This window comes from Nostoc sp. TCL240-02, from assembly GCF_013343235.1.
In the GTDB taxonomy this organism is placed as follows: domain Bacteria; phylum Cyanobacteriota; class Cyanobacteriia; order Cyanobacteriales; family Nostocaceae; genus Nostoc.
Genome location: NZ_CP040094.1, coordinates 2,161,667 through 2,184,525, shown reverse-complemented (window position 1 = coordinate 2,184,525; position 22,859 = coordinate 2,161,667). Strand labels below are relative to the sequence as shown.

Here is a 22,859-nt window from a genome sequence, read left to right as displayed (position 1 = left end):
CTCTCTCGTATTTCCTACAGTTTTATATATGAGCTTTAGATGTGAGCATTATATGGGGCAAGTCTTAATTGATAAATGCCCAAAGATTCACAAGCCTTGGCCGGCCTTGATTGCTGTGTCTGCGTTGTAATTACGGTGCAATACTACTCCCTGGAAAAGTCATGAAAGCTAACGTCATCAATCTACCAAACTCTACACCCATTTTTGAAAACCACCTTTCGACCGAAGAATTTTCAGACAGCAGCAGCGAAACCTTGATTGAATTGCTGTGTCAAGAAATGCAAGCACAAGTGAAAGCAGCACCCAGGTGCGTAGAAGCTTTAGCAAACCGCATAGCCGTAGAAGTAGAACGCATTTGCGATAAAAGCTCACGCATCCAAACATCTGGCCAAATCAAATCCTGGCAGATTACGTTGGGAAGGCATCGGATGCAAAAGTGCTTACGTTACTACCAACTAGGTTCCAAACAAGGGCGGGTGGAATTACATAGTAATTTAGGTGCTATGGTTTACCGTCATGTAACTATATCTGGCTCTGAGTTGGGTTTTGATGCTCGTTACAGCCTAATTGAAGATTTTTTACAAGCATTTTATATCGAAGCTATCAAAGCTTTCCGCAGAGAAAACGAACTACCTCACGATCATACACCGCGTACTCAGCTGCAATTAGCTGAATATATGGCGTTTACAGAACAGTACGCCAAACGCCGCATTAATTTACCTGGTGGTGCAAATCAGCAATTGATTATCCTGCGGGCCCAAGGTTTTGCTCGTCGTCAGCCACAAGAGACTACCGTGGATATTGAAATGGCGGTAGAGTCTGCTAAGGGTGAAGAAGCAGAATCTTACCAGCGTAACTCGGCGGTGCAACAGCTGCGATCGCAGATGATTGCCCAAACTAATTTTGATCCATCAGAAGAATCAGAACGCGATCGCGTCATCACTGAATTGATGAAATATCTGGAGTCTCAAGGTCAATCTGACTGTATGAACTACCTCAGCTTGAAGCTTCAAGACCTTTCAGCCCCAGAAATTGACCAAATTCTCGGTTTAACCAGCCGTCAGCGCGATTATCTCCAACAACGCTTTAAATACCATGTAGAAAAGTTTGCCAAGCAACACCACTGGCAATTGGTACATCAATGGTTAGGTGCGGGTTTAGAGCAAAAGTTGGGTTTATCTTCCCAGCAGTGGGAAATCTTTGTGAATCAACTTACAGAACAGCAACAGCAAATATTACAATTAAAAACTGCAAGGCAAAACGACCAAGCGATCGCTAAAACCATCAAATGCACCCCCAAACAGTTACAAAAGCGCTGGACTCAACTGTTAGAACTAGCATGGTCTATCCGCAACGGTCATACTGAGGCACAAACGGGTTGAAGCTAAGGTGAAATAACTAAAATTTTTCCAGTTATTTGGAGAGGTTAAGGGACAAAGAGAAAAGGAAATTTATTCTTTTCATACTCCCCTAAATTAGTAACTCGTTTGTTACCCAAATTATTAATACATTTGTATTTTTGAGTACAAATATACTAGCTTTTCCTACTTCATACCTAATAAATCTAACCTTATGCATCCAAAATCAAAAATTTATATAACTTAGCATTTACTGTTGCTTCCAGGGAATCCTAAAATCAGGAAACCTTTTGAAGATAATCAGGATAAAGATGACTCAAGGTGCAAGAGCAGTTACTTCTGGCAATGTTTTGGAAAAAGCTGTAGAAGGGACTTTACTGGGTCATGGATATGTCCAAGTGGGCTTTGATTTACCAAAGAAACAGCGCCTTGGATGTCTTTTAAGCTCAAATCATATACCAAAACGATATGCAAGGCAGGTTTATATCGGAGCAGGAATTTATGGGAGCTATATATACGTAGACTTTTACATTATTGGTGCCGCATCCGTTTCTTCCGGGCTAATTATTGAGTGTAAATGGCAGCAAACTAGCGGTTCAGTCGATGAAAAACTCCCTTACCTTAACTTGAATATTCAAAATTGCTATCCTGCACAAGCAGTTGTATTAATTGACGGTGGAGGTATGAAACCGCAAGCTGTATCATGGTTAGGTAAACAAGTTAGTTTCAATCAAAATCTTCTCTCTGTTCATAATTTAAGTTCATTTATTGCCTGGTCTAACAATAATCTTTAATACGAAGTTACTAGTAATTCTGTAATTTTTCCGCGTTTTTTTGCGTTAGAATTAATTGCCCTGGATGCTGATATAGTGTGGATATTGAAACTATTATAAAGGTTGCGAATAAATTCACAATCGGAATTAGATAGCATTACTTTAACTCCACGTTCCGCTAATTTTTCAAATACATCCTTGAGTTCAACTTGCTGCTCTTCCGCAAAGCGATAGCTACTGTAAGCTGTAAAATAGCTAGTTTCACTTACAGGATAATATGGTGGGTCAAAATAAATAAAATCATCACTGTTTGTAGCATGATTTAGTACATCAATAAAATTTGTGTGTTTAATTTTAGATGTAGAAAGTGCTTCTGAGGCTGTCCTAAGTAAAACATCAGGGCAAATATTAGGATTTTCATATCTGCCTAAAGGTACATTGAATTTGCCCTGTGAGTTGACTCGATAAAGACCATTAAAACAAGTCTTGTTAAGATAAATTAGACGAGCCGCTTTTTCTATATCAGTGCCGCCAGAGTCGTTTCTGACACTATAATAATAATCTTTATTATGTCGAATTTTATGCTCTTTTAATAGAGAAATTAATTCTTCAACACGATCTCTAACACAACAATAAGTGTTAATTAATTCGGCGTTAATATCAGTTAAAGTTGCTGTTTTTGGTTGAAGATAGAAAAAAATAGCACCACCACCTAAGAATGGCTCATAGTAATTTTTATAACTTTTAGGAAAATAAGGAATATATTGCTGTATCAACCTACTTTTACCCCCTGCCCACTTCAAAAATGGACGCGGGCTAGTTTCCTTTGGGATTTGAATTACCATTTACTTGCAATTTAACTGAAAATAATCTTGACTAAATAAAGCCAATATAACCGACGAAGCATATTTTATATTAGCTGGCTAATTTTCCGGCTGCATAGATTACAATTGAGTTGATAAAGCATATCAAAACAAACGTAAGTATATAACAAGGCAGTTTAGATTCAGATGTTTGACGGATTTTGGGATAACGTCTTTCGCTACCCCCGGTACTTAATTAGTATCGTATTAGGCTTGTTTTTGAACACCTTTGCGCCATTAGTGCCACTGTTGAAGCGCCCTGTTACCTTAGTCGCCCTCTTAGGTTTATTTGTGAGCAGCCTAGTCTTCCTTACTTTCACCCTACGGGCAATGCTGGGCTTGAGTGCAATCTAGACTAGCGCTATATCGGGGCTATGCCCTACAGACGGTTGCTCTTGGCGTTGCTTTCGCTAAGTACTGTCTACCCAAATTGCATCTATTTTTGTCGTACAACCTCTGTCAGGAGGCGAAATTTTTATGGCTACAAATCGCCGGGTTTCCCGCGTTGCAGAATTGATCAAACGGGAAGTTAGCCAAATGCTGCTCAACGGCATTAAGGATGACCGTGTGGGTACAGGAATGGTAAGTGTGACTGATGTTGATGTTTCTGGCGATCTCCAACACGCCAAAATCTACGTCAGTATCTATGGTACAGATGAAGCTAAGGTAGAAACAATGGCAGGCTTAAAGTCAGCCACGGGTTATGTCCGCAGTGAACTTGGGGCGCGGGTACGGCTACGTCGTACACCAGAAGTCATCTTTCTCGAAGATCGTTCCATAGAACGCGGTAACAAGGTACTGGCACTACTAAGCCAACTCAATCACGATCGTCCGCCAGAAAATCTGTTAGCAGTAGAAGACAGCACAGATGAAGATGATGAATCATTTAGTGAATAAGTAACTTAAATAACAATGTAATTTCAGAACAATTGATCTCAGCAAATCCGCCAAAGAGTTTACAGACGTGACTAGATCGCGTCTGTTTTAATGTAACCATAATCTAGTTCCGCGATCGGTAGTTGCATCTATACGCTTTATGTTTGCCTTGGCTTTCGTCTTTACTCTACTAGGACTTACGCAAAACTACACGCGGTAGGGGCAATTCTCTGCGGGTACTCTGTTAGAGCATCTCTAGAGATGCTCCGCGTAGCTTGCTTCGACCTAGGAGTATGCGTCTACATGAATTGCCGCTAACTGAAAATTATGGTTTTGCCTGTACCCTGCGAGAAGCTAACGCAACGGTGGCTTCAAATCTTAGGGGTTGAATCCCCAACTGATTTGCTCCTCCTGCCTTTACTCCACCCTTCTACAGATGTTGAGCAAAAGAAAACTGTGTAATATTAGTGCTGAAAATAACTAAGAAATTGCAATTTTACTTAAGAAATTGTTAACAGATGATAGGGGTAAAGCCTTCGTAGTGTACTTTAGCCGTTATGTTTTGCAACAGTTTATACCGTAGTATCTGACAAATATTCTTGTGTTGTTTACCCTTAGTAAATACCAGCAGTTCTAGATCCGGCTTTAAGGTGATTATTTGATATGTAAGCGATTGCAATATGAATTCTTACCACCCAGCAAATCTTGCCTAAATACAGTAATGGCAAGATTTTCAGACTTGTTGCAGAAAAACCATACAACCGCCATAGCAGGTTAAGTTAACTACTCGGAATTTTTTTTGTAAAGCAGATTTTTGCTAAATGTCAGGATTTGTTGACTTTCTTAACATTTCTTGAGATAATTTTAGGATATCTAGCGTCAAAATAAAAATAGTTCCGTATAGCAAACTACAAAATACTAGCCACAAGTCTAATTTCTGTAATGTTTGTTCCTAATTATTAACGGGAACACTATCGTAAGTGTTAATTTGTGAGTAAAAACCATGAGTGTGAATACGGTGCCTTCTATCAATTACTACTCTCTCGATTTGATCCAAGACGAAGCACGTCGACTGGTGCAAAAGGGAATGATTAGCCGACAACAGCCAATATATACCCTCTGCCAATACATTCCAGCAAGAGAGTGGGTTTGCGTTGAATGTGAATTAGAGAAATGTGACTTTTTATTGCGCGATCGCATTGGCGACCTAATTGGCCGTGAACAGTGGGACAACGACTAAATCAATGTTTGATTTCGGGTTTGGGGTTGGGGGTTAATTTTCGATGTGTGGATGTCACAGTCAACGATCCTACGCCCAATCTGGGGGATAATCTCTGGTTTTAATGAGCATTCACCCATACAGAATCTTGCGTTTTTCATTAACACAGAAGCATTGGAGTCTTAATTTATATAATTTTTCAAGTTAAAGAAGGCATCAGAATCCCTTTTTTCTATATATCTGGTGCTACAGCTTGAGTTTAGTATGTAAATTCGGTGAAGCTCCTACATTGATCCGATAGAAGTGTAGGAACTTCACTTTTGACTCGCAATTGACAAGATCGCTTGCTTGCTGTTCAAAGGTAGAATCCGTCTTGAAAAGTTTGCTCGGTGGGGCTAACCGACACTAGTTGCGACAATAGAGAAGACCTCAGCAAGTAACTGGCTCAACTTTCGCAAAATCCCAAATTTGTATAGGATTATTTGTTAAAAAATCTCTAAAAGCAGAGAAAAATTATATAAACGATTATCCGACTTGCTCTAAATATTGATTAATGTCTTCAATAATACGGGTAAGTTCAGCTTCAGTAGTCAAGCGGATGTTGACGTTGCGGACAGTCAGCAAAACTTTGGCTGCGAAAGGCGTTGGCCAGATATTAGGATTACAGAAAATTTCTAAAAATACTTCACCCGCATAACGATATTCCATTGGAGGCTGGGGAGTGACTTTACCACCGCCAGGAGTGGGTTTAGCGGCGACAGCTTTCAGGCGCTCCATCAGTTGATCTGTCGCTGTCTTTAATTCTCGTGCTGCTTGGGGTGAAAAACTGAAGGAGACAGAACCTTCAATTAGGTTCAATGTTAGAGGAATTGAAGACATAAGTTTTTATTAAAGCTTATTGATAAGTACTAATCTTACCGGAAGAAGAGACGAAGCCGCCGAGATCGACGGCGGCGAAGCCCATTTTTTGAGGATGCACCCCCAGGCGCTGATATCGTCGCCAGACATATTTACACGATCGGATTTTTCTTGGTTCTGCTGTATCAGGCTGCAAAGCCACCATCAATCTTCAGACTTGCACCAGTAATGAAACCAGCTTCCGCACTGGCGAGATAGGAAACCATCTCGGCGACTTCTTCAGTTCGACCATACCGTTGGAGGGCAATCATACTTTTCATCGTGTCGGCAAAGGGGCCTTCCGCCGGATTCATGTCAGTGTCTATCGGGCCGGGTTGAATATTGTTCACCGTGATGCCACGAGGGCCGAGATCGCGGGCAAGACCGCGTGTGAAGCTTGCGATCGCACCCTTGGTCAAAGCGTAAACAGAGCCGCCAGCAAAAGGCATTATGTCACTGTTGACACTGCCAATCATAACGATCCGTCCGCCCTCACCCATGTGGCGGATAGCTTCCTGAGTTGCCACAAAGACACCCTTGATGTTAACCGCGATCAGCCGATCAAAATCATCCATTGAGAATTGATCTATTGGGGCTAAAGTGGCGACCCCCGCATTGTTCACGAGGATGTCAAGACGACCAAAGGCTTTTACTGTCTCGGCAACAGCGTTTTTCACCGCTTCGACATTGGCACTGTCGGCGCGAAGAGCCTTGGCTTGACCACCTGCCGTTTCGATGGCAAGCACCACCTCGTCGGCTTTTTGCGGCGAGCTAGTGTACGTGAGAGCGACGGCTGCACCATCGTTTGCGAGACGTTTAGCGATCGCTGCTCCCAGACCGCGTGAGCCGCCTGTTACCAATGCCACCTTACCTGTAAGTTTTTTGGTACTCATAATATTCATGATTGAAACTTGCCGTCTGAGGAAAATTGACCTTTGGAATTATATGGCTCAAGCTCTTACTCAAACTCGTAAGAGGATCAAATTTTCACTTATCCCTCTGGCTTGTTAATTTATTTTTAGCGAAGGAAACGTCAAAACTCACCTCTAGGTTTACTAATTATTCCAAAACCTGTAAATATTTTTCGATTTTGCTGCTCAAATTTTGACCATTTTTTGAATGAAGTACAGGCTTCTTTATCCTTGTAAAGTAGCAAATAACACTTATTAAGCTCATCATTTATTCTAGATAAGTATACACCTCTGATGGTCTCATAATATCTCTAGATACAATTTTGTCTGGAGTAACTGGATGTATAAATAACAAAATTAATTAAAATATTTCTGGAATTAATGCTAAAAATATGCTGTTATTTATAAAGTCAATTACTAATAGCTATAAAGCTTGTAGCTGCTGTTAGCTATAAAGAATCTCAACAGAATGGTATAAAAGATAGAGCCTATAGAGAGACTTAATTCTTACTGCGTAAGACTTTGATACATTTTATTTGTGTTTATTTATGTTTTGAGTTCTACATTAGAAGTCATAGAACTTGATGTGATAAATTATCTATGGTTTACGATAACCGCGCTGAAGTACGAAAAGTTTTAATTATTACCCTACTACTCAACGTGTTCGTACTGGGATTGAAAGCAGTTGTGGGTTACTGGACAGGTTCGTTGAGTTTGCTAGCTGATGCCTTGCATAGTGTGACAGATAGCGCCAACAACGTTTTAGGATTAGTTGCAAGTAAATTTTCTTCTCCACAACCCGATCGCGAGCATCCCTACGGACACGGCAAGTTTGAAGCTGTGGGAGCTTTAGGAATCGCCTCATTTTTAGGAATCGCCTGTTTTGAAATTCTGCAAGGAGCGATCGAACGAATTCTCAAAGGTGGTGGCGAACCTGTGAGAATATCGCCACCGGAGTTGTGGTTATTACTAATTGTCCTAGGCGTAAATATTTTTGTGGCGTTTTACGAACGCGCTGTTGGTAAGCGGGTAGGTAGCTCTATTCTCATAGCTGACGCTACACATACCATGAGCGATATTTGGGTGACAATCTCTGTAATTGGCGGCTTGATCGGAGTTTGGCTAGGTTATCAATGGATGGATTTGGTGTTAGCTTTTCCTGTTGCCTTGTTGGTATTTTGGAGTGGCTGGTCAGTTTTAAAAGAGAATTTGCCTTGGCTTGTAGATCAAATGGCGATCGCACCAGAAGCAATTCATGCGATCGCTACTTCTGTTCCAGGTGTAATTAACTGTCATGATATTGCTTCTCGCGGTGTTCTTGGTCGTCAGGTATTTATTGAAATGCATTTAATAGTAGATGCATCAGACGTGGAAACCGCTCACCGCATCACCGAAGAAGTAGAAAGCCGATTGGAAGAAAGGTTCCGTCCAGTGAGGATTTTAATTCACGTAGAGCCACCAGCATATAAGTCGGAGCAAATTAGCTTTGAAACTGGATTGAAATAGTTGTGTTCACACAAGTGGAGTTGGGAATAAAATAGAGGGAAAAGAACGAAAAATTATTTTTAAAATAGTTGATTTTCCATTGAGTTTATTATCAATAAACTGACACTATTGATAATAAACTCAAAACCTTGCCTACTAAGTACTTGTGTCTTACCAAACAAGGATTTTAGGACTTGTGTGTACACCATAGAGATGAGTTAATAGGTCTTACGGGCTATAATGTACATATTGACTGTTGTATAGTCTTCGAGTCCAGGAATTTTACTCAGAAAGCGAAACAACGGCATCAATTTGGAAGCCCCTTCAAAAGCATTTGTAGTCTCGCTAACAATCACAAATCCGCTTTGATCAAAGGCTTTCAGGAAGTCGCGGCGCTTGAGTTTATTGAGTCCAAGGTCATAGATCGAATGGCACTCGATTCCGGGATGGTACTTATTATAAGCTGCAACAACACGCTCATCGCCAATAATGAGATGCGCCCACGGTAGCCTGATGCGCTTTCCGATTGCGTGATATCCATGATCGCCAAAAGGACTGTAATAAAGTGGGCTAAAACCAGTTATTAGTAAGCCCCCTTGCCGTAGAACTCGTTTTATTGAAAGAAGAACTCGCTCTATGCCCATGATGTGTTCAAAAGTATCTTTGGAAATTACGATATCAACCTGGCCGTCAAGCGTCGTTAGGTTGTCAATATCCAAGTGATGAAACTCTATTCTGTCGGCAATCTCTGGGTAGCGTTCTGCGACGATATTGCGCGCAAATTCGATCCGGCTACTTATGAGGTCAAGACCGATTACCCGCCGCGCCCCGGAAATGGCTGCATCAATGCACAGTGCACCATATCCACAGCCGATCTCAAGGACAACTTTACCAGAGAAGTCTGGACGACCACCAAAGCGACTCCAGTACAGATCGGATTTTGTGACTTGTGCCTCAAAGTATTTTAGGGAAAAGTCTTCATCTGGTACAGCAAAATTATCTTCAGTAAATTTGTAGTTTGCAGAGGAATCTGTAAAAATTTCTTGACTCATGAGTTAAACTGTCAAATGACAATACAGGGTACATATAGTTTATACATCACATCAGTAGCAAGAGCAATTGATATTGTTCTACTAGTAAAGAGCAGTAAGCTTTTGGACATGAGATAATGCTGAAGCCCTTGACTTAGAGTGTTTATGGAATAAGTATTATTGAGATTATTAAAGTGGTAATGTTTATTTGATTTAGTGTCATGCAAATTTGCGCTCACAAATATTCTAATTCTGACTAAAGGAGAAAATTTTACTGACAACAAAATTTGTGTTTCAGTCTTGTTCAAGGCAGTAATCGTACCTTTTGGTTTTATTCAAGTAGCGATCGCTCATAAACAAAGGAAAATAAAACTCATTTGTAGAGTTTAGAATCTTTGGCAAACATAATATTGCTTCAAATCGAGCAGATTCAAAAAATGAGAGAGCGGAAAGTTAACAATTCAAAATTCAAAATCACGCTCTCTACGAGATTTGTATTAACTCTCATAAGAAGCAACCAATTCTGCGACGATCGCAACTAGTTCTCCGGGATCGACTGGTTTAGGTACATGAGTCTGAAAACCCGCTTCCAAGGCACGGCTACGATACTCGCTATCACCATAAGCAGTTAAAGCGATCGCAGGGAGTTTTTCCCAAATATCAGGTTTCAGCGCCCGGATCTTGCGGATAAGGGTGTAGCCATCTTCACCAGGCATAGCAATATCACAAATTAAGACATCTGGCTGCAACTCAGGTAGTACTTTCAATGCTACCGCCGCCGATGGAACTGCCATAACGGTGGCTCCATCAGCTTCTAACACGGTAGTAATGTAAAAGCGGCTATCGTCATCATCATCAACGACAAGGATGTTTAAGCCAGCAAGGGGCAGAGGAGGTTCCATAACATCTCCATAAATGTTTATCAAATGAAAGTTATTTCTAATGAGCTGCTGGTTTTTTTGTCTTTTACCACACCCTTAGTAATTTTACTGCGATCGCGCCTATTTTTCTAGACAATAATTCAATTTGTCTAGCCACCATCTAATTGATGGTTAATTATTCGCTGGCATTTATACTTCTTGACAGGATAAAATTATATTTGTGTTTAAATTCATTTATATTTAGAAATTCACTTTCACAAATAATCGGTTTTACAAATTTATTTTGATAATTGCTGCCTATTTTATTACAAAAAACTTGCGATTTTGCTGGGGATTTTCAATTTAGCAACTATGACATTTTGCTATAAATTTAAAAACAGCTAAATTACATAAATTAAATCAAGCTCTTCTAGGGTGGGCATCCTACCTGCCATAACTATTTAAGTTAAATGTAGAGTAGCTTACCAAAACTATAGCCAAAAAAATAGACAATGCCAAAACTCAAAACGAGTCAGCTCGGCATTGCCATTTAAAATATGTGAATCTAAATTACTGTAAAGAACCTGAATAATCAAAAAGAGTGATGAGCTTTTAGTTAACTCAACTCAAAACTTAATTACTCCCACTCAATGGTTCCAGGCGGCTTAGAGGTGATGTCATAAACCACACGATTCACCCCTTTTACCTCATTCACAATCCGCGTGGAAATCACTTCCAGGACATCGTAAGGGACTCTGGCCCAATCAGCAGTCATGCCATCTTCACTGGTAACAATTCGCAAGACGATGGGGTAAGCGTAAGTACGTTGATCGCCCATAACGCCAACACTACGGATTGGCAGCAATACAGCAAACGCTTGCCAGAAATCATGATACATACCGCGTTGGTTAATTTCTTGGCGCACAATTAAATCGGCATCGCGCAAAATATTTAATCGCTCAGATGTAACTTCCCCTAAAATGCGAATTGCCAAACCAGGCCCAGGAAAAGGTTGTCGTTGGACAATTTCTTCCGGTAAACCAATGGAACGCCCAACTTTACGGACTTCATCTTTAAATAGTTTCCGCAGTGGTTCCACCAATTTAAATCTTAGGTCTTTGGGTAAACCGCCAACATTGTGATGACTCTTAATTTTTACCGCTACCCGCTCACCAGTTTGGGGATCAACGTTGGTATCGGCAGATTCGATGACATCTGGATATAACGTCCCTTGAGCCAAATAGTCAAAATGACCAAGGCGTTTGGATGTTTCCTCAAATACGCTGATAAATTCGTGTCCGATGCGGCGGCGTTTTTCTTCAGGATCTGTGACATCAGCAACTTTAGCCAAAAAGCGATCGCGGGCATTCACATACTCTACAGGAATGTGAAACTGCTCTTGGAATAGCTTTACCAATCGCTCTGGCTCATACTTTCGCATAAAGCCTTGATCGATAAACACACAAGTTAGTTGCTCGCCAATGGCTTTATAGAGCAAGAAGGCCAGGGTAGAAGAATCCACACCTCCAGATAGCGCCAAAAGTACCCGCTTATCACCAACTCTGCTGCGAATTTCCCGAATTGCCTCTTCAACAAAAGCCGCAGTTGTCCAAGTGGGTTCACAATCGCAGATATGGTAGACAAAATTACGAATTAATGCTATGCCACCAAGAGAATGTACTACCTCTGGATGGAATTGAACCCCGTAAAGTTTCCTTTCGTGGTCGGCGATCGCAGCACAGGGGGTATTTTCTGTATGTGCCAACAATTCAAACCCTGATGGCATTTGGGTAACTGAGTCTCCGTGACTCATCCACATGGTAGTGCCATCTTCAACATTAGTGAGTAAATCTGTGGGATCGTCAATATATAATGATGCTTTGCCGTACTCACCTCGGTCAGCCTTTGCTACTTCTCCACCGAGTTGGTTTACCATTAGCTGCATCCCATAGCAAACACCCAAGATGGGTATTCCCAAATTCCAAATTTCTGGGTCACAATGGGGAGCGTTGTCACCATAAACAGAACTCGGCCCACCAGAGAGGATGATTCCCTTGGGATTGAGTTGGCGCAATTGTTCAGAAGTAGTGCGATGGGATAAAACTTCAGAGTATACTTGAGTTTCGCGGATGCGACGGGCAATCAACTCAGAATATTGAGAGCCGAAGTCCAGAATTATAATTAATTGGCGATCAAGTCGCCCAACATTTTCCAATGTTTGGGGCGCTTGTTCTGTCGGTAGAGTCACCACTGTATTCATGATGGAAGTGTTATGTCTGTTAAGGATAGATGCTTTATGGTCTATGGTGATGCTATTATTCAGCCTGCTTAGGCTGATAATGGTATAGAAGCCCTAGACAAACGCGAGGTTATGTGCGTTGGTCTAGTCCCGGAGCTAGAGATGGTATGAAAACGATAAACTTACCTTAGAGTGGTTACTTAAAAGATTATTTATTTGGATTGTTTACGATTATTCATAATAAATTAACATAATTTTCCCATTAACAGACCAGCAGTTTTACTCTTCACGATAATTTTGCGATCGCGATCAAAGAGAATTGAGCCACAGACTGTAACCTCTGTGCCCCTTTCACTATGGCTTTGGATGTATTCTTGGGAACGAACATCGATAGTTTCTGCGATCGCACTGTAAACTTGATTTACCCAATCACTGCCGGTTGCAGTATCTAGCGATTTTAAGTATGTTAAGGCAGCTTCGGCAGTCGTACTGTTAAACACAACTTGGATATCTGCTGATTTTAAACCTGCGATCGCACAGTGCGCTGCCAAAATTTCCCTACGTCCATCAGCCAAGTAATGATGGGTGTGAAAAATTCCCCCCGCCAGTTTCATCAGCTTCCCGTGATAGCCAAATAATAAAATTTCTTTCACGCCTAGCACATCAGCTTCTACTAACATTGGGCCAAGCCAGTTAGCAGTTTTGACCAATTGTTCGGGATTAATCCCTAGTTTACGCGCTAAATCTAGACCATTCTCACCGATACAGAATACTAAAGTCTCAAAACGACTGGCTTTATTTTGTAATTCCGCCCGAAAAACTGCAAGCTGATCTGGTGTACTCAAAGGTTGAGAAATACCGGTTGTGCCTAAAAGCGAAAGTCCTTCCACCACACCAAAGGCAGAATTTGAAGTCCGAACAGCTAGCGATCGCCCTTCGGGTAAAATAATCGTCACCGTGATTTTTTCCCCTGGTGCTAGCATTCGTTGCAAGTTTTCTTTTAAGAGTCTTTGAGCATAAGCGTAAATAGCTGGCTTGTCATCAGCATTCGCCTGTTTGCCAATTCCTTCTCCACCTTTTATAATTACAGTCTCCCCCTGTTCTCGCCATTCTACCAATGCCCAAATCGGTGTATCTTTAGTCAAATCAAGATTATCACCGGGATCGCTGCGAGTTATTGCTAAAGCTGTATTCTCAAATAATCCTGCTACCTGTTCAATGGGGATTTCGGCCATTTGAGACGGTTCAATCAAATCTACAGAGGCAAAAGTTAGGGATTTGCGATCGTGTAACCAGTGTAAAGCTGCAACAGCAGCAGCACAGGCAAAGACGGGAAGTGTGTATCCAAAACGGGACATTTTTTAAATTCAAAAATCAAAATAATTCTTCAAAATTGTTCGCCCAGCGTTTCCTAGAGAAGACAGTTTCAGATGGCAATTTAGACCTCATCTGTAGCTTGCTTCTTTCGGGGTAACGTTCCTGTTGAGCGGCTGCAAGTAACTTTTGTAACATCACCGAGATATCCCGCTCCAACAGGAACATTATGCGGGTGGCAACTGTTTAGATAGCACCTTGCAACCAACCTTTGATAACCGCTTTTCCAACTTTAAGATATTTATTTTCCAGAAAAAATTCCTCAATGGCAACCTCTCCTCCTTCTTTTAGAGCGCCAATTGCTCGTTGCTTAAAATCTGGTTTGGTAGCTAGATTAACATAGGCTATTTGCTCAGGCTCACTTGCCGAAGGATTTGTGTCCTCAAGCTGTTTCAAAAGTCTCTGAATCTCAGCAGCAGATTCTGTGAGTGTCTTTTGGCGTTCAGAAGCATTGATATTTATGACTCCTTTGTTTACTCCAGTAGCTCCAGTAACAGGAGCATGAAAATTCATTTCTACTTCAGATTTTTCGTTTTTATTGGTACTTTCATTCATTGCTTTACTTTCCACTACAATTGTGTTTGTAACGTTCACATGTGAACTATCACTAGATGATTGATTCGAGAGAGTTTTTGAGTTTTCTACCAGCTTTTTATATAGTTCTATTTGCTCACTCTGAGACTTTAGCATTGATCTCAATTCCAGGTTTTGCTTACGGTAAAAAGTAATTTGCTGATCTTTAAAGCTCAGTTCTGCCTTGAACTGAGTTTGCGACCAAACTTCATATTGTTTATCGTAAGCATCATCCATATCTCTCTATAGCCCCTTGGTTGCAGCAAGGTTGTTTTGAACCATAGCCCAGCTTTCTGGGAATGCTTCACGAGTATAAACCTGCAATGCTAATTGATAAGATGCAATTGCCTGTTCAAGATTCTCTGCTCGATCTCCTCGAAGACGTTCGGCATAAGCAGCAGCAAGATTACTCTGAGTTCTAGCCCAGCTTTCTGGGAATGCTTCACGAGTATAAACCTGCAATGCTAATTGATAAGATGCAATTGCCTGTTCAAGATTCTCTGCTCGATCTCCTTGAACACGTTCGGCATAAGCAGCAGCAAGATTACTCTGAGTTCTAGCCCAGCTTTCTGGGAATGCTTCACGAGTATAAACCTGCAATGCTAATTGATAAGATGCAATTGCCTGTTCAAGATTCTCTGCTCGATCTCCTCGAAGACGTTCGGCATAAGCAGCAGCAAGATTACTCTGAGTTCTAGCCCAGCTTTCTGGGAATGCTTCACGAGTATAAACCTGCAATGCTAATTGATAAGATGCAATTGCCTGTTCAAGATTCTCTGCTCGATCTCCTCGAAGACGTTCGGCATAAGCAGCAGCAAGATTACTCTGAGTTCTAGCCCAGCTTTCTGGGAATGCTTCACGAGTATAAACCTGCAATGCTAATTGATAAGATGCAATTGCCTGTTCAAGATTCTCTGCTCGATCTCCTCGAAGACGTTCGGCATAAGCAGCAGCAAGATTACTCTGAGTTCTAGCCCAGCTTTCTGGGAATGCTTCACGAGTATAAACCTGCAATGCTAATTGATAAGATGCAATTGCCTGTTCAAGATTCTCTGCTCGATCTCCTCGAAGACGTTCGGCATAAGCAGCAGCAAGATTACTCTGAGTTCTAGCCCAGCTTTCTGGGAATGCTTCACGAGTATAAACCTGCAATGCTAATTGATAAGATGCAATTGCCTGTTCAAGATTCTCTGCTCGATCTCCTTGAACTCTCTGGCTGTAGACATTCCCTAGATTTGCTATGGTAGTTGCCCATTGCAATGGGAATGCTTCACGAGTATAGATCCTCAGAGTGTTCTGAAAACTCGCAACTGCTTGTTCCAAGTTATCTTGGTGCATTCCAGAGATTCGTTGACGATATGCAGTACCCAAATTATTCTGAATGCCAGCCCATGCAACTGGATACTCATTGACAGTATAAATTTGCAAAGCTGACATATATTCAGTAATTGCATGTTCAATGTTTTCCGCTCTATCCCCTGCGATTCTATCGATATAGGCGTTTCCAAGATTAACTTGAATGTCAGCCCACTTTTCAGGACTTTTTTCAAGAGGAGTTACTTCCAAAGCTGATTGGTAGTATTGAATGGCAAGCTCTAAATTCTTAAGCCTCTCTCCTGTAATTCTTTCTAGATAGGCGTTACCCAAGCTGTTTTGTATTAAAGCCCATTCCTCTTGAAAACTATGGCGAGTCAGGATTTTAGCAGCAGTCTGATAGCCTGCTATAGCAATTTCCAGATTGCTAGCTCGATTTCCCAAAGGAAATTGTTGAATCAAATTGCTAAATATAAGGACAGCTACAGCTAAACTTTGAGCTTCTTGTGTAGTGAGTTTTGGGAGAATACCATTTGTCCAAACTTTTAATTCTTCAACCAACCCATCATCTATTTTTTTCAGATTTTTCTGGAGAAAAGGATAAATGATCTGAGGATCACCCTGACTGGACAGAATGGCTTGAAAAATTTCTGGAAGCAGTTCTAGGTATTCGCTTTTAAATTCTGAAGCTTGAGTTTCTGCCATAGGGCTAACACAGTTCAATGTAAACAAAACTTTAACCGATGCATTATGCATCTGCAATTCGAGCATCAGTCTGATTTAGCTCTAGATACAAATAGACAACTCTGAAACACTTCCTCTATCGATAACCGAAGCCGCATAACTACTGAATTATACGGGAACTCTCTATATTGGGAATTATACAGAATTTTCCTACATAACACTGTAATACAGCTAAAATTTGGCTCTCACAGATCGCTTTGGTCAGTCGGCTCTAACGAAATATTAGCCTGCTGACTCCTGCTTCTTGCGGCTTCTAGCTTTTGGCGAATCGCTGCTTGAACCTTCTCATCAAAATCGGGATCGTCGGAGCTTGCAATAATCCTACGTGGACGCTGATTAATTCTGTCTAAAATATGCTTGAAAAGCAGCGTGATCGCCGCGATGCTTGAGAAAATACTGTTTTAATTCAACATCAGACATCGAATCGTAATTAATTCGGCTCATCAGATAACTCTCCGTTGGGTAAAATTTGGAATTCAATCTCTTCGTCATACCCAGCAAGAAGCAAGAATGTATATATTACGAGTCCGATTATCAATGCAAATGAGGTATATGGGCTGAAGCATGATATGCGTCAGTTGATAGCCAATACGATACAAACTTGCTACTTGAGTAGCAGTAGGCATTTTAGTTAATTACACCACCTTCTCCCTATTTTACCTGTTGGTGTAATCAACTTTGAGATTTATGTTTAACCACTGCCACCAGAAGATTATTAGTAAAATGACAAAATTGAGTAACTCTTTTGACAAAATTACGAATTAATCAGACTCCCACTTCTGATAATAAAACTTCCATAGCTTCCCAAGAAAGTCCTTGTTGAATATAACGGGGTGTTTCAGGATTGTAAGGACTAGCTACTCGATCAATATTGAGGATGTTTGACCCATCTGGCAGAACTGGTACATCTGCATCAAATGCCGTTGGACGCATCAAAGAGCTAGAAAAGCCTTTAAAAATAGCAATTGTATCTTGCTCATCGGCAATTTCTACCGTTACAATTAGGACTTCTTGGGGGCGTTTAGCGGTGTATTGTTCCAGTCGCTTACCAATAGAATTCATTTTTTTTAAGTCTAGGGTTATGGTAACGCAGCAATAGTTACTGTGGTGAGGCTGAACGTCCCTGCTTGCCCAGCTTAATTAGAACAAAATAGCTTAAGTAAACCACATAAATTACTAAAGTAGTTATGCCAAGAAAACCTAAAAACTCAGCTTTGCTATTAGCATGAAAATATTCTTTAAATAACAATGGAACCTCGAACCAGACGCGACAATAGGCAGTCTTCATCACATTGGCAGAAAAAGCACAACCCAAAAATGGGATAAAGGCTAGTGTACCCAAAATACAATAAACAGTTGTAGCCCACCGCCAAGAGGTAAAAATAAATTTCAAAACGCCACTGGTTTGATACTCAATTTCATCGTTGATATCTACCCAGAACCACAGCGAAATTGGGATTAAAATCTGAGCCATCAATCCAGAGATAAAGCTAACTGGATACTGGGCAATCATTAAGTAAATCGTGATTGCCACTAGGCTTGATACTTTCCAGTATATAGTCAACAAGCGTTGTATACCTTCTGCTTTTTGCACAAATGCCCAAATTAAAAGAATTAGCGGAATAATTACCAAGAATAATACTGCCAGTCGGTAATCAATCCAGACGAAAGGGCGAAACCAAATATCATAGTCCATAGTTTTTCTCAAAGGATAAATAAAACATTTTTAACTAAGAGCAAGTATCCATAACTGACAAAACTGTAAGCTATTAGCTAGCTAGTAGTCTATCTATATTACAAACAGTTTAATCAAAGCACAAAATCTAGCCTTAAGACTGCGCTCTAACTTCTTGGTGGAAGCAAGTGGCTACCCAACTTATACCATTTCATGCAGTTTCTACTATAAACACGTTTGTAGGGGCATACAGATGTACGCCCCTACAGCCAATTCATGCGTTGCAAAGATTTTTGGAAAAAGTATTACATGGTAAATTTTTTAATTTACTTTCCTAAATCTTTCTATTTGGCAAAAAAACAATCAACTCAAAGATTCTCAACTTAGATTTTACACTTACCTGTAGTAGCGTCAGGGAGCCTGTTAAAAGCCCACTCAGCAGCTATATACTTGATCCTCGCGGACAAAACCCCAATTTTTTTGGGTGTAAAGGTTTCCTTTTAAGATAAAAATTCTCAAAGCTTAACCCTCATACATCCGTAATTCCAGATATTTCACCAAATTTTTCCCCGTTGGAGAAAATTATGAAAGAGGAAGAGTACGGTTTTAGCCGGAAGTAGCACAAAAGTGCGAAATCTTAGTAAGTAAATCTTGGTTGCTTGGTGACAAACGAACAAAAAATTTACTTGTTTAAATTTCTAGTCGTCATAAACCCGGCATTCAATTGCATCTGGGTTGTCATCACAATACTGTTCTAGAGAATTTTTGGGCTTGCTTTGGCGCTTGTGGGAAGCTTCAGCTTGCAATTCTTCTACTGCATCCCAAGCAGCAGCACACTCTGGTGAACCGCTACCGTTAATGTCACAGACAGTACGCGCTTGTTCTACTTCTTCTTGAATTTTCTCTTGGATGTCGCTTGTTGCTGTTTCTTGGATGTTGGTCATTGCTGTAGTCTCGTTGTGTGTTGTTAATACTAGTATAGAAAAATTTCAGAAATGGCAGATTTTAGCTTGATTACTAACCATTCTAACTATTCAGCTCATAAGTTAGTATTTTAGCCTATTGATTTATAACCAATACAGTAAACTGCCGCATCTATAATGCATTCATCTTTATTTTTTAAGATTTTGTGGAATCAGTACCATAGATAAACAATCATACAATATATTTAGATGCATCTATTAGAATGACAACCTCATTTGATTGGGATGGAGGAGACAAAAGCTAGCACTAATTCTTATAGGATGCAATTCTTCCCAAAATCAAAAGTCAAAATTTATTAGCCCAAAAAGAGAAAGAAGCTCAAAACTCATGGCAGACCAAATGCAGTGGGCAAACGCCCTATCAACCCGTCATTCTCTAGAAGCCGCCGTTACAGATGTGGTGGAACGAGCTGTCTCATCGTTAGCAGCACCTGCGGATCTAGGACTGGTATTCATTTCGTCTGCTTTTGCGAGTGAGTATTCCCGATTATTACCTTTGTTAGCTGAAAAACTTTCTGTACCAGTGCTAATTGGCTGTAGTGGTGGCGGGGTGATTGGGACGACAGTTGCCGGAGAAACCCAAGAATTGGAAGCTGAACCAGCTATTAGCTTGACTTTAGCACATCTTCCAGGGGTGAAGGTTCAAGTTTTTCATGTTGTCGCTGAAGAATTACCTGATTTAGATAGTTCTCCAGATGCTTGGGTTGATTTGATTGGTGTACCGCCATCACCGACACCCCAGTTCATATTGCTGTCTAGTTCTTTCGCCTCTGGAATTAACGATTTGTTGCAGGGGTTGGATTTTGCTTATCCAGGATCGGCGATTGTGGGAGGACAGGCTAGTGGTGGAGGCATGGGTGGCCGTGTTGCCCTATTTTGTAATGAGACTGATGGCGAGGAATGCCAAAGCCTTTATCGTGAGGGCACTATTGGTATAGCTTTGACTGGCAATATTGTTTTGGAAACGATTGTCGCTCAAGGATGCCGACCGATTGGCAAACCATTGCAAGTTACAAAAGCCGATCGCAATATCATCTTAGAGTTAGATGAGCAAGTGCCGCTAGTGGTATTGCGAGATTTGATTGCTAGTCTTAGCGAACACGAACGAACTTTAGCACAGCACTCTTTGTTTGTTGGTGTGGCGATGGATGAGTTTAAGCTGGCTTTGCAACAGGGAGACTTTCTAATTCGTGGTATTCTTGGGGTCGATCCAACAGCTGGAGCGATCGCAATTGGCGATCGCGTCCGTCCTGGTCAAAGGCTACAATTCCACCTGCGCGATGCCCAAGCCTCAGCTGAAGACTTAGAATTACTCCTCCAAAGTTATCAAACCCGACGAGAATCTGAACCCTCTGCCGTCGCTGCCTTAATGTTTGCCTGTCTAGGGCGAGGTGAAGGGCTATATGGTAAACCAAATTTCGATTCTGAACTATTTCGCCGTTACCTCAGCGATATTCCTGTAGGCGGCTTTTTCTGTGGTGGTGAAATCGGTCCTGTAGGTGGCAGAACCTTCTTACACGCCTACACTTCTGCATTTGGAATTTGTCGCCAGAATCAGTTATAAATTATGAATTAGACTGTTGACTGTACAGCAATCTCATCTAATTCATGAAAATTCGTCGTGTCCAGATCCCCGACTTCTTTAAGAAGTCGGGGATCTAACTTTTTACTGTCCTTCTATATTTGCAGATATATATCGAGATAAACGCTCTTAATACTTATCTATATAGACAAGTATATTTTTTGTATAGGCTAGTTTAAATATTAATTTATACCTTGTATTCTCTAACAAAAAGCTCGATGATTGATTAAGTAAAGAGATGGTTATAGGTTAGCTAATAATGTCAATATAATTCATTATTTTTTGTGATTCATCGACCGAAAATATCTGATATTTCTATGAAATTTATTCATGTCGGAGTTGAAATAATCCAATGCTAGAAGGATTGATTCAAATTGCATTAACGCTACTAATTATAGTAGCAATTACTCCATTTTTTGGGCGCTATATGGCGCGTGTATACCTAGAGCAAAGTACTTTTCTCGACCCAATCTTGAATCCGATTGAGCGAGTGCTTTATGCTTTAGTCGGTGTTAAATCCAAAGAAAACATGACGGGCTGGCAGTATGGGCGGGCAATCCTGTATAGCAACGTAGCAATGGGGTTGCTGATTTTCTTTATCATCATGAGTCAAGGATGGTTGCCCCTCAATCCCACGGGGATAAAAGCCCCAACTTGGGATACAGCACTGCATACTACAATTTCCTTTATTACTAATACCAACCAGCAGCATTATTCTGGTGAAACCTACATGAGCTATGCCAGCCAAATGTGGGGACTGGGTTATCATATGTTCACCTCTGCTGGCACTGGTTTGGCGGTAGGAATTGCTTTTATTCGAGGATTAACTGGTAGATCGTTAGGCAACTTTTATGTAGACCTAATTCGCTCGATTACGCGAATTTTGCTGCCTATTTGTATTGTGGGTGGGATTGTGTTGATAGCTGCTGGCGTTCCCGAAACTCTGGCGGGTGTCGCTGTATTCCCGACCTTGGAAGATCCGAATATTAGTCAGGCGATCGCACGTGGCCCTGTTGCCCATTTTGAAATTATCAAGCAATTAGGGGAAAACGGCGGCGGCTTTTTCGCCATCAACTCAGCACACCCCTTTGAAAATCCCAGCGCATTTACGAATTTAATTCAGATCGTGGCAATGCTTTCAATTCCCACGTCCCTAATCTATACATACGGTTTGTTTGCCAATAACACCAAACAAGCGTTGTTACTCTACGGCATGATCGGGGTAATTTTTCTAGGATTTCTGATTGTTACTGCCATTGGTGAATACGACGGCAATCCGTCTGTAAATACGCTTTTGGGCAGTCAGCAACCGAATCTAGAGGGGAAAGAAGTCCGGTTTGGTTGGGCAGAATCGGCATTATTTGCGGTAAGTACAACCGGCACTATGTGCGGCGCAGTTAATAGTTTACACGACTCCTTTATGCCCGCCGGCGGTTTTATTTTTCTTTCTAATATGTTCCTGCAAATTATATGGGGTGGACAAGGTACAGGAACAGCTTACTTGTTTGCCTATAGCATTTTGGCGGTATTTGTAACAGGTTTGATGGTGGGACGCACGCCAGAATTTTTGGGACGCAAGATTGAAAAGCGGGAAGTCGTACTTGCTAGCTTCCTGATTTTGCTAGTTCACCCGATCGCTATTTTGATTCCAGGGGGAATCGCCTTAGCTTTTCCTGACCAATTAGCAGGGATTAGCAATCCTGGCTTCCACGGCTTTTCTCAGGTGATTTACGAATATGCCTCAGCTGCTGCTAACAACGGTTCTGGGTTTGAAGGTTTAGGAGATTCACAACCTTCTCCGTTAGCGATCGCTACAGGTACAAAAACAACTGTAACCGCTCTGTGGTGGAACTTGAGTACCTGCTTTAGTTTACTAGCTGGACGCTATATCCCAATTTTAGGTTTGCTGTTATTAGCAGATAGTATGTCTCGCAAGCAAGCTGTTCCCTACACCACTGGTACATTGCGAACCGACACCGGACTATTTACAGGCGTTACCGCAGGCGTGATTTTAATTTTGGGCGCACTTACATTCTTCCCAGTACTGGCATTGGGGCCCATCGCTGAAGCCTTTTTTATCGCCAAAGGTATTGGGTAGGGAG

The 22,859-nt window shown here is 41.2% G+C and carries 20 protein-coding genes; 8 read left to right on the top strand and 12 right to left on the bottom strand.

Annotated elements, in window-relative coordinates; all coding sequences use genetic code 11:
- Nucleotides 1–161 precede the first annotated feature (161 nt).
- Both FBB35_RS09475 and FBB35_RS09470 read left to right on the top strand, forming a co-directional pair.
- Nucleotides 162–1,382, top strand: a complete 1,221-nt coding sequence (locus FBB35_RS09475; protein WP_174709416.1) for a HetZ-related protein — start codon at nt 162–164, stop codon at nt 1,380–1,382.
- 287 nt (nt 1,383–1,669) lie between these two features.
- Nucleotides 1,670–2,152, top strand: coding sequence for a PD-(D/E)XK nuclease superfamily protein (locus FBB35_RS09470; protein WP_174709415.1), 483 nt, complete (start codon nt 1,670–1,672; stop codon nt 2,150–2,152).
- Here the strand turns inward: FBB35_RS09470 and FBB35_RS09465 are convergent.
- Complete coding sequence (locus FBB35_RS09465) at nt 2,149–2,976, bottom strand: DNA adenine methylase (protein WP_174709414.1); 828 nt, start codon at nt 2,974–2,976, stop codon at nt 2,149–2,151. The genes FBB35_RS09470 and FBB35_RS09465 overlap by 4 nt on opposite strands.
- A 165-nt stretch (nt 2,977–3,141) precedes the next feature.
- Between FBB35_RS09465 and FBB35_RS09460 the strand changes: the two genes are divergently transcribed.
- The 3 genes from FBB35_RS09460 to FBB35_RS09450 all read left to right on the top strand — a co-directional run bounded on the left by FBB35_RS09460 (nt 3,142) and on the right by FBB35_RS09450 (nt 5,110).
- Nucleotides 3,142–3,348: a DUF751 family protein gene (locus tag FBB35_RS09460; protein WP_174709413.1), complete on the top strand. Its 207-nt coding sequence runs from the start codon at nt 3,142–3,144 to the stop codon at nt 3,346–3,348.
- Between the two features lie 123 nt (nt 3,349–3,471).
- On the top strand, nt 3,472–3,891 hold the full coding sequence (gene rbfA / locus FBB35_RS09455) for a 30S ribosome-binding factor RbfA (RefSeq protein WP_114082051.1): 420 nt from the start codon (nt 3,472–3,474) through the stop codon (nt 3,889–3,891).
- Nucleotides 3,892–4,873: 982 nt separating this feature from the next.
- Nucleotides 4,874–5,110, top strand: a complete 237-nt coding sequence (locus FBB35_RS09450; RefSeq protein WP_012407481.1) for a DUF4327 family protein — start codon at nt 4,874–4,876, stop codon at nt 5,108–5,110.
- Nucleotides 5,111–5,614: 504 nt separating this feature from the next.
- Here FBB35_RS09450 and FBB35_RS09445 read toward each other — a convergent pair.
- The gene (locus tag FBB35_RS09445; protein WP_174709412.1) at nt 5,615–5,968 is read right to left on the bottom strand and encodes a hypothetical protein; all 354 of its coding nucleotides are present in this window, start codon (nt 5,966–5,968) and stop codon (nt 5,615–5,617) included.
- Between the two features lie 164 nt (nt 5,969–6,132).
- Nucleotides 6,133–6,879, bottom strand: a complete 747-nt coding sequence (locus FBB35_RS09440; protein WP_174713580.1) for a 3-oxoacyl-ACP reductase family protein — start codon at nt 6,877–6,879, stop codon at nt 6,133–6,135.
- Nucleotides 6,880–7,497: 618 nt separating this feature from the next.
- On the opposite strand from FBB35_RS09440, the gene FBB35_RS09435 reads away from it, so the two are divergent.
- Complete coding sequence (locus FBB35_RS09435) at nt 7,498–8,403, top strand: cation diffusion facilitator family transporter (protein ID WP_174709411.1); 906 nt, start codon at nt 7,498–7,500, stop codon at nt 8,401–8,403.
- 197 nt (nt 8,404–8,600) lie between these two features.
- On the opposite strand, the gene FBB35_RS09430 is transcribed toward FBB35_RS09435, so the two are convergent.
- From FBB35_RS09430 to FBB35_RS09385, 9 genes are all read right to left on the bottom strand, one after another.
- Nucleotides 8,601–9,434: a bifunctional 2-polyprenyl-6-hydroxyphenol methylase/3-demethylubiquinol 3-O-methyltransferase UbiG gene (locus tag FBB35_RS09430; RefSeq protein ID WP_174709410.1), complete on the bottom strand. Its 834-nt coding sequence runs from the start codon at nt 9,432–9,434 to the stop codon at nt 8,601–8,603.
- 476 nt (nt 9,435–9,910) lie between these two features.
- A complete protein-coding gene (locus FBB35_RS09425; protein ID WP_114082046.1) occupies nt 9,911–10,315 on the bottom strand; it encodes a response regulator in 405 nt (134 codons plus the stop codon).
- A gap of 595 nt (nt 10,316–10,910) precedes the next feature.
- Nucleotides 10,911–12,533 (bottom strand): glutamine-hydrolyzing GMP synthase, encoded by a 1,623-nt coding sequence (gene guaA / locus FBB35_RS09420; protein WP_174709409.1) that lies wholly within the window; start codon nt 12,531–12,533, stop codon nt 10,911–10,913.
- A 224-nt stretch (nt 12,534–12,757) separates the two neighbouring features.
- Nucleotides 12,758–13,870, bottom strand: coding sequence for a cobalt-precorrin-5B (C(1))-methyltransferase CbiD (gene cbiD, locus FBB35_RS09415; protein ID WP_174709408.1), 1,113 nt, complete (start codon nt 13,868–13,870; stop codon nt 12,758–12,760).
- A gap of 202 nt (nt 13,871–14,072) precedes the next feature.
- The gene (locus FBB35_RS34535; protein ID WP_254625891.1) at nt 14,073–14,696 is read right to left on the bottom strand and encodes a hypothetical protein; all 624 of its coding nucleotides are present in this window, start codon (nt 14,694–14,696) and stop codon (nt 14,073–14,075) included.
- Between the two features lie 6 nt (nt 14,697–14,702).
- Nucleotides 14,703–16,478 (bottom strand): tetratricopeptide repeat protein, encoded by a 1,776-nt coding sequence (locus tag FBB35_RS09405; RefSeq protein WP_174709407.1) that lies wholly within the window; start codon nt 16,476–16,478, stop codon nt 14,703–14,705.
- An 804-nt stretch (nt 16,479–17,282) separates the two neighbouring features.
- Nucleotides 17,283–17,579, bottom strand: a complete 297-nt coding sequence (locus tag FBB35_RS09395) for a hypothetical protein (RefSeq protein WP_174709406.1) — start codon at nt 17,577–17,579, stop codon at nt 17,283–17,285.
- 37 nt (nt 17,580–17,616) lie between these two features.
- Nucleotides 17,617–18,213, bottom strand: coding sequence for a DUF3177 family protein (locus tag FBB35_RS09390; protein ID WP_174709405.1), 597 nt, complete (start codon nt 18,211–18,213; stop codon nt 17,617–17,619).
- Between the two features lie 677 nt (nt 18,214–18,890).
- Complete coding sequence (locus FBB35_RS09385) at nt 18,891–19,136, bottom strand: Calvin cycle protein CP12 (RefSeq protein ID WP_012407493.1); 246 nt, start codon at nt 19,134–19,136, stop codon at nt 18,891–18,893.
- Between the two features lie 367 nt (nt 19,137–19,503).
- Here FBB35_RS09385 and FBB35_RS09380 point away from each other — a divergent pair, with 367 nt between their 5' ends.
- Together FBB35_RS09380 and kdpA are read left to right on the top strand one after the other, a co-directional pair.
- On the top strand, nt 19,504–20,739 hold the full coding sequence (locus FBB35_RS09380; protein WP_174709404.1) for an FIST N-terminal domain-containing protein: 1,236 nt from the start codon (nt 19,504–19,506) through the stop codon (nt 20,737–20,739).
- 370 nt (nt 20,740–21,109) lie between these two features.
- Complete coding sequence (gene kdpA / locus FBB35_RS09375) at nt 21,110–22,855, top strand: potassium-transporting ATPase subunit KdpA (RefSeq protein WP_174709403.1); 1,746 nt, start codon at nt 21,110–21,112, stop codon at nt 22,853–22,855.
- Nucleotides 22,856–22,859: the final 4 nt, after the last annotated feature.

Coding starts and splice junctions, on each gene's coding strand:
- FBB35_RS09475 (WP_174709416.1), top strand. CDS start 162: ATGAAAGCTAACGTCATCAATCTACCAAACTCTACACCCATTTTTGAA.
- FBB35_RS09470 (WP_174709415.1), top strand. CDS start 1,670: ATGACTCAAGGTGCAAGAGCAGTTACTTCTGGCAATGTTTTGGAAAAA.
- FBB35_RS09465 (WP_174709414.1), bottom strand. CDS start 2,976: ATGGTAATTCAAATCCCAAAGGAAACTAGCCCGCGTCCATTTTTGAAG.
- FBB35_RS09460 (WP_174709413.1), top strand. CDS start 3,142: ATGTTTGACGGATTTTGGGATAACGTCTTTCGCTACCCCCGGTACTTA.
- rbfA (WP_114082051.1), top strand. CDS start 3,472: ATGGCTACAAATCGCCGGGTTTCCCGCGTTGCAGAATTGATCAAACGG.
- FBB35_RS09450 (WP_012407481.1), top strand. CDS start 4,874: ATGAGTGTGAATACGGTGCCTTCTATCAATTACTACTCTCTCGATTTG.
- FBB35_RS09445 (WP_174709412.1), bottom strand. CDS start 5,968: ATGTCTTCAATTCCTCTAACATTGAACCTAATTGAAGGTTCTGTCTCC.
- FBB35_RS09440 (WP_174713580.1), bottom strand. CDS start 6,879: ATGAGTACCAAAAAACTTACAGGTAAGGTGGCATTGGTAACAGGCGGC.
- FBB35_RS09435 (WP_174709411.1), top strand. CDS start 7,498: ATGGTTTACGATAACCGCGCTGAAGTACGAAAAGTTTTAATTATTACC.
- FBB35_RS09430 (WP_174709410.1), bottom strand. CDS start 9,434: ATGAGTCAAGAAATTTTTACAGATTCCTCTGCAAACTACAAATTTACT.
- FBB35_RS09425 (WP_114082046.1), bottom strand. CDS start 10,315: ATGGAACCTCCTCTGCCCCTTGCTGGCTTAAACATCCTTGTCGTTGAT.
- guaA (WP_174709409.1), bottom strand. CDS start 12,533: ATGAATACAGTGGTGACTCTACCGACAGAACAAGCGCCCCAAACATTG.
- cbiD (WP_174709408.1), bottom strand. CDS start 13,870: ATGTCCCGTTTTGGATACACACTTCCCGTCTTTGCCTGTGCTGCTGCT.
- FBB35_RS34535 (WP_254625891.1), bottom strand. CDS start 14,696: ATGGATGATGCTTACGATAAACAATATGAAGTTTGGTCGCAAACTCAG.
- FBB35_RS09405 (WP_174709407.1), bottom strand. CDS start 16,478: ATGGCAGAAACTCAAGCTTCAGAATTTAAAAGCGAATACCTAGAACTG.
- FBB35_RS09395 (WP_174709406.1), bottom strand. CDS start 17,579: ATGAATTCTATTGGTAAGCGACTGGAACAATACACCGCTAAACGCCCC.
- FBB35_RS09390 (WP_174709405.1), bottom strand. CDS start 18,213: ATGGACTATGATATTTGGTTTCGCCCTTTCGTCTGGATTGATTACCGA.
- FBB35_RS09385 (WP_012407493.1), bottom strand. CDS start 19,136: ATGACCAACATCCAAGAAACAGCAACAAGCGACATCCAAGAGAAAATT.
- FBB35_RS09380 (WP_174709404.1), top strand. CDS start 19,504: ATGGCAGACCAAATGCAGTGGGCAAACGCCCTATCAACCCGTCATTCT.
- kdpA (WP_174709403.1), top strand. CDS start 21,110: ATGCTAGAAGGATTGATTCAAATTGCATTAACGCTACTAATTATAGTA.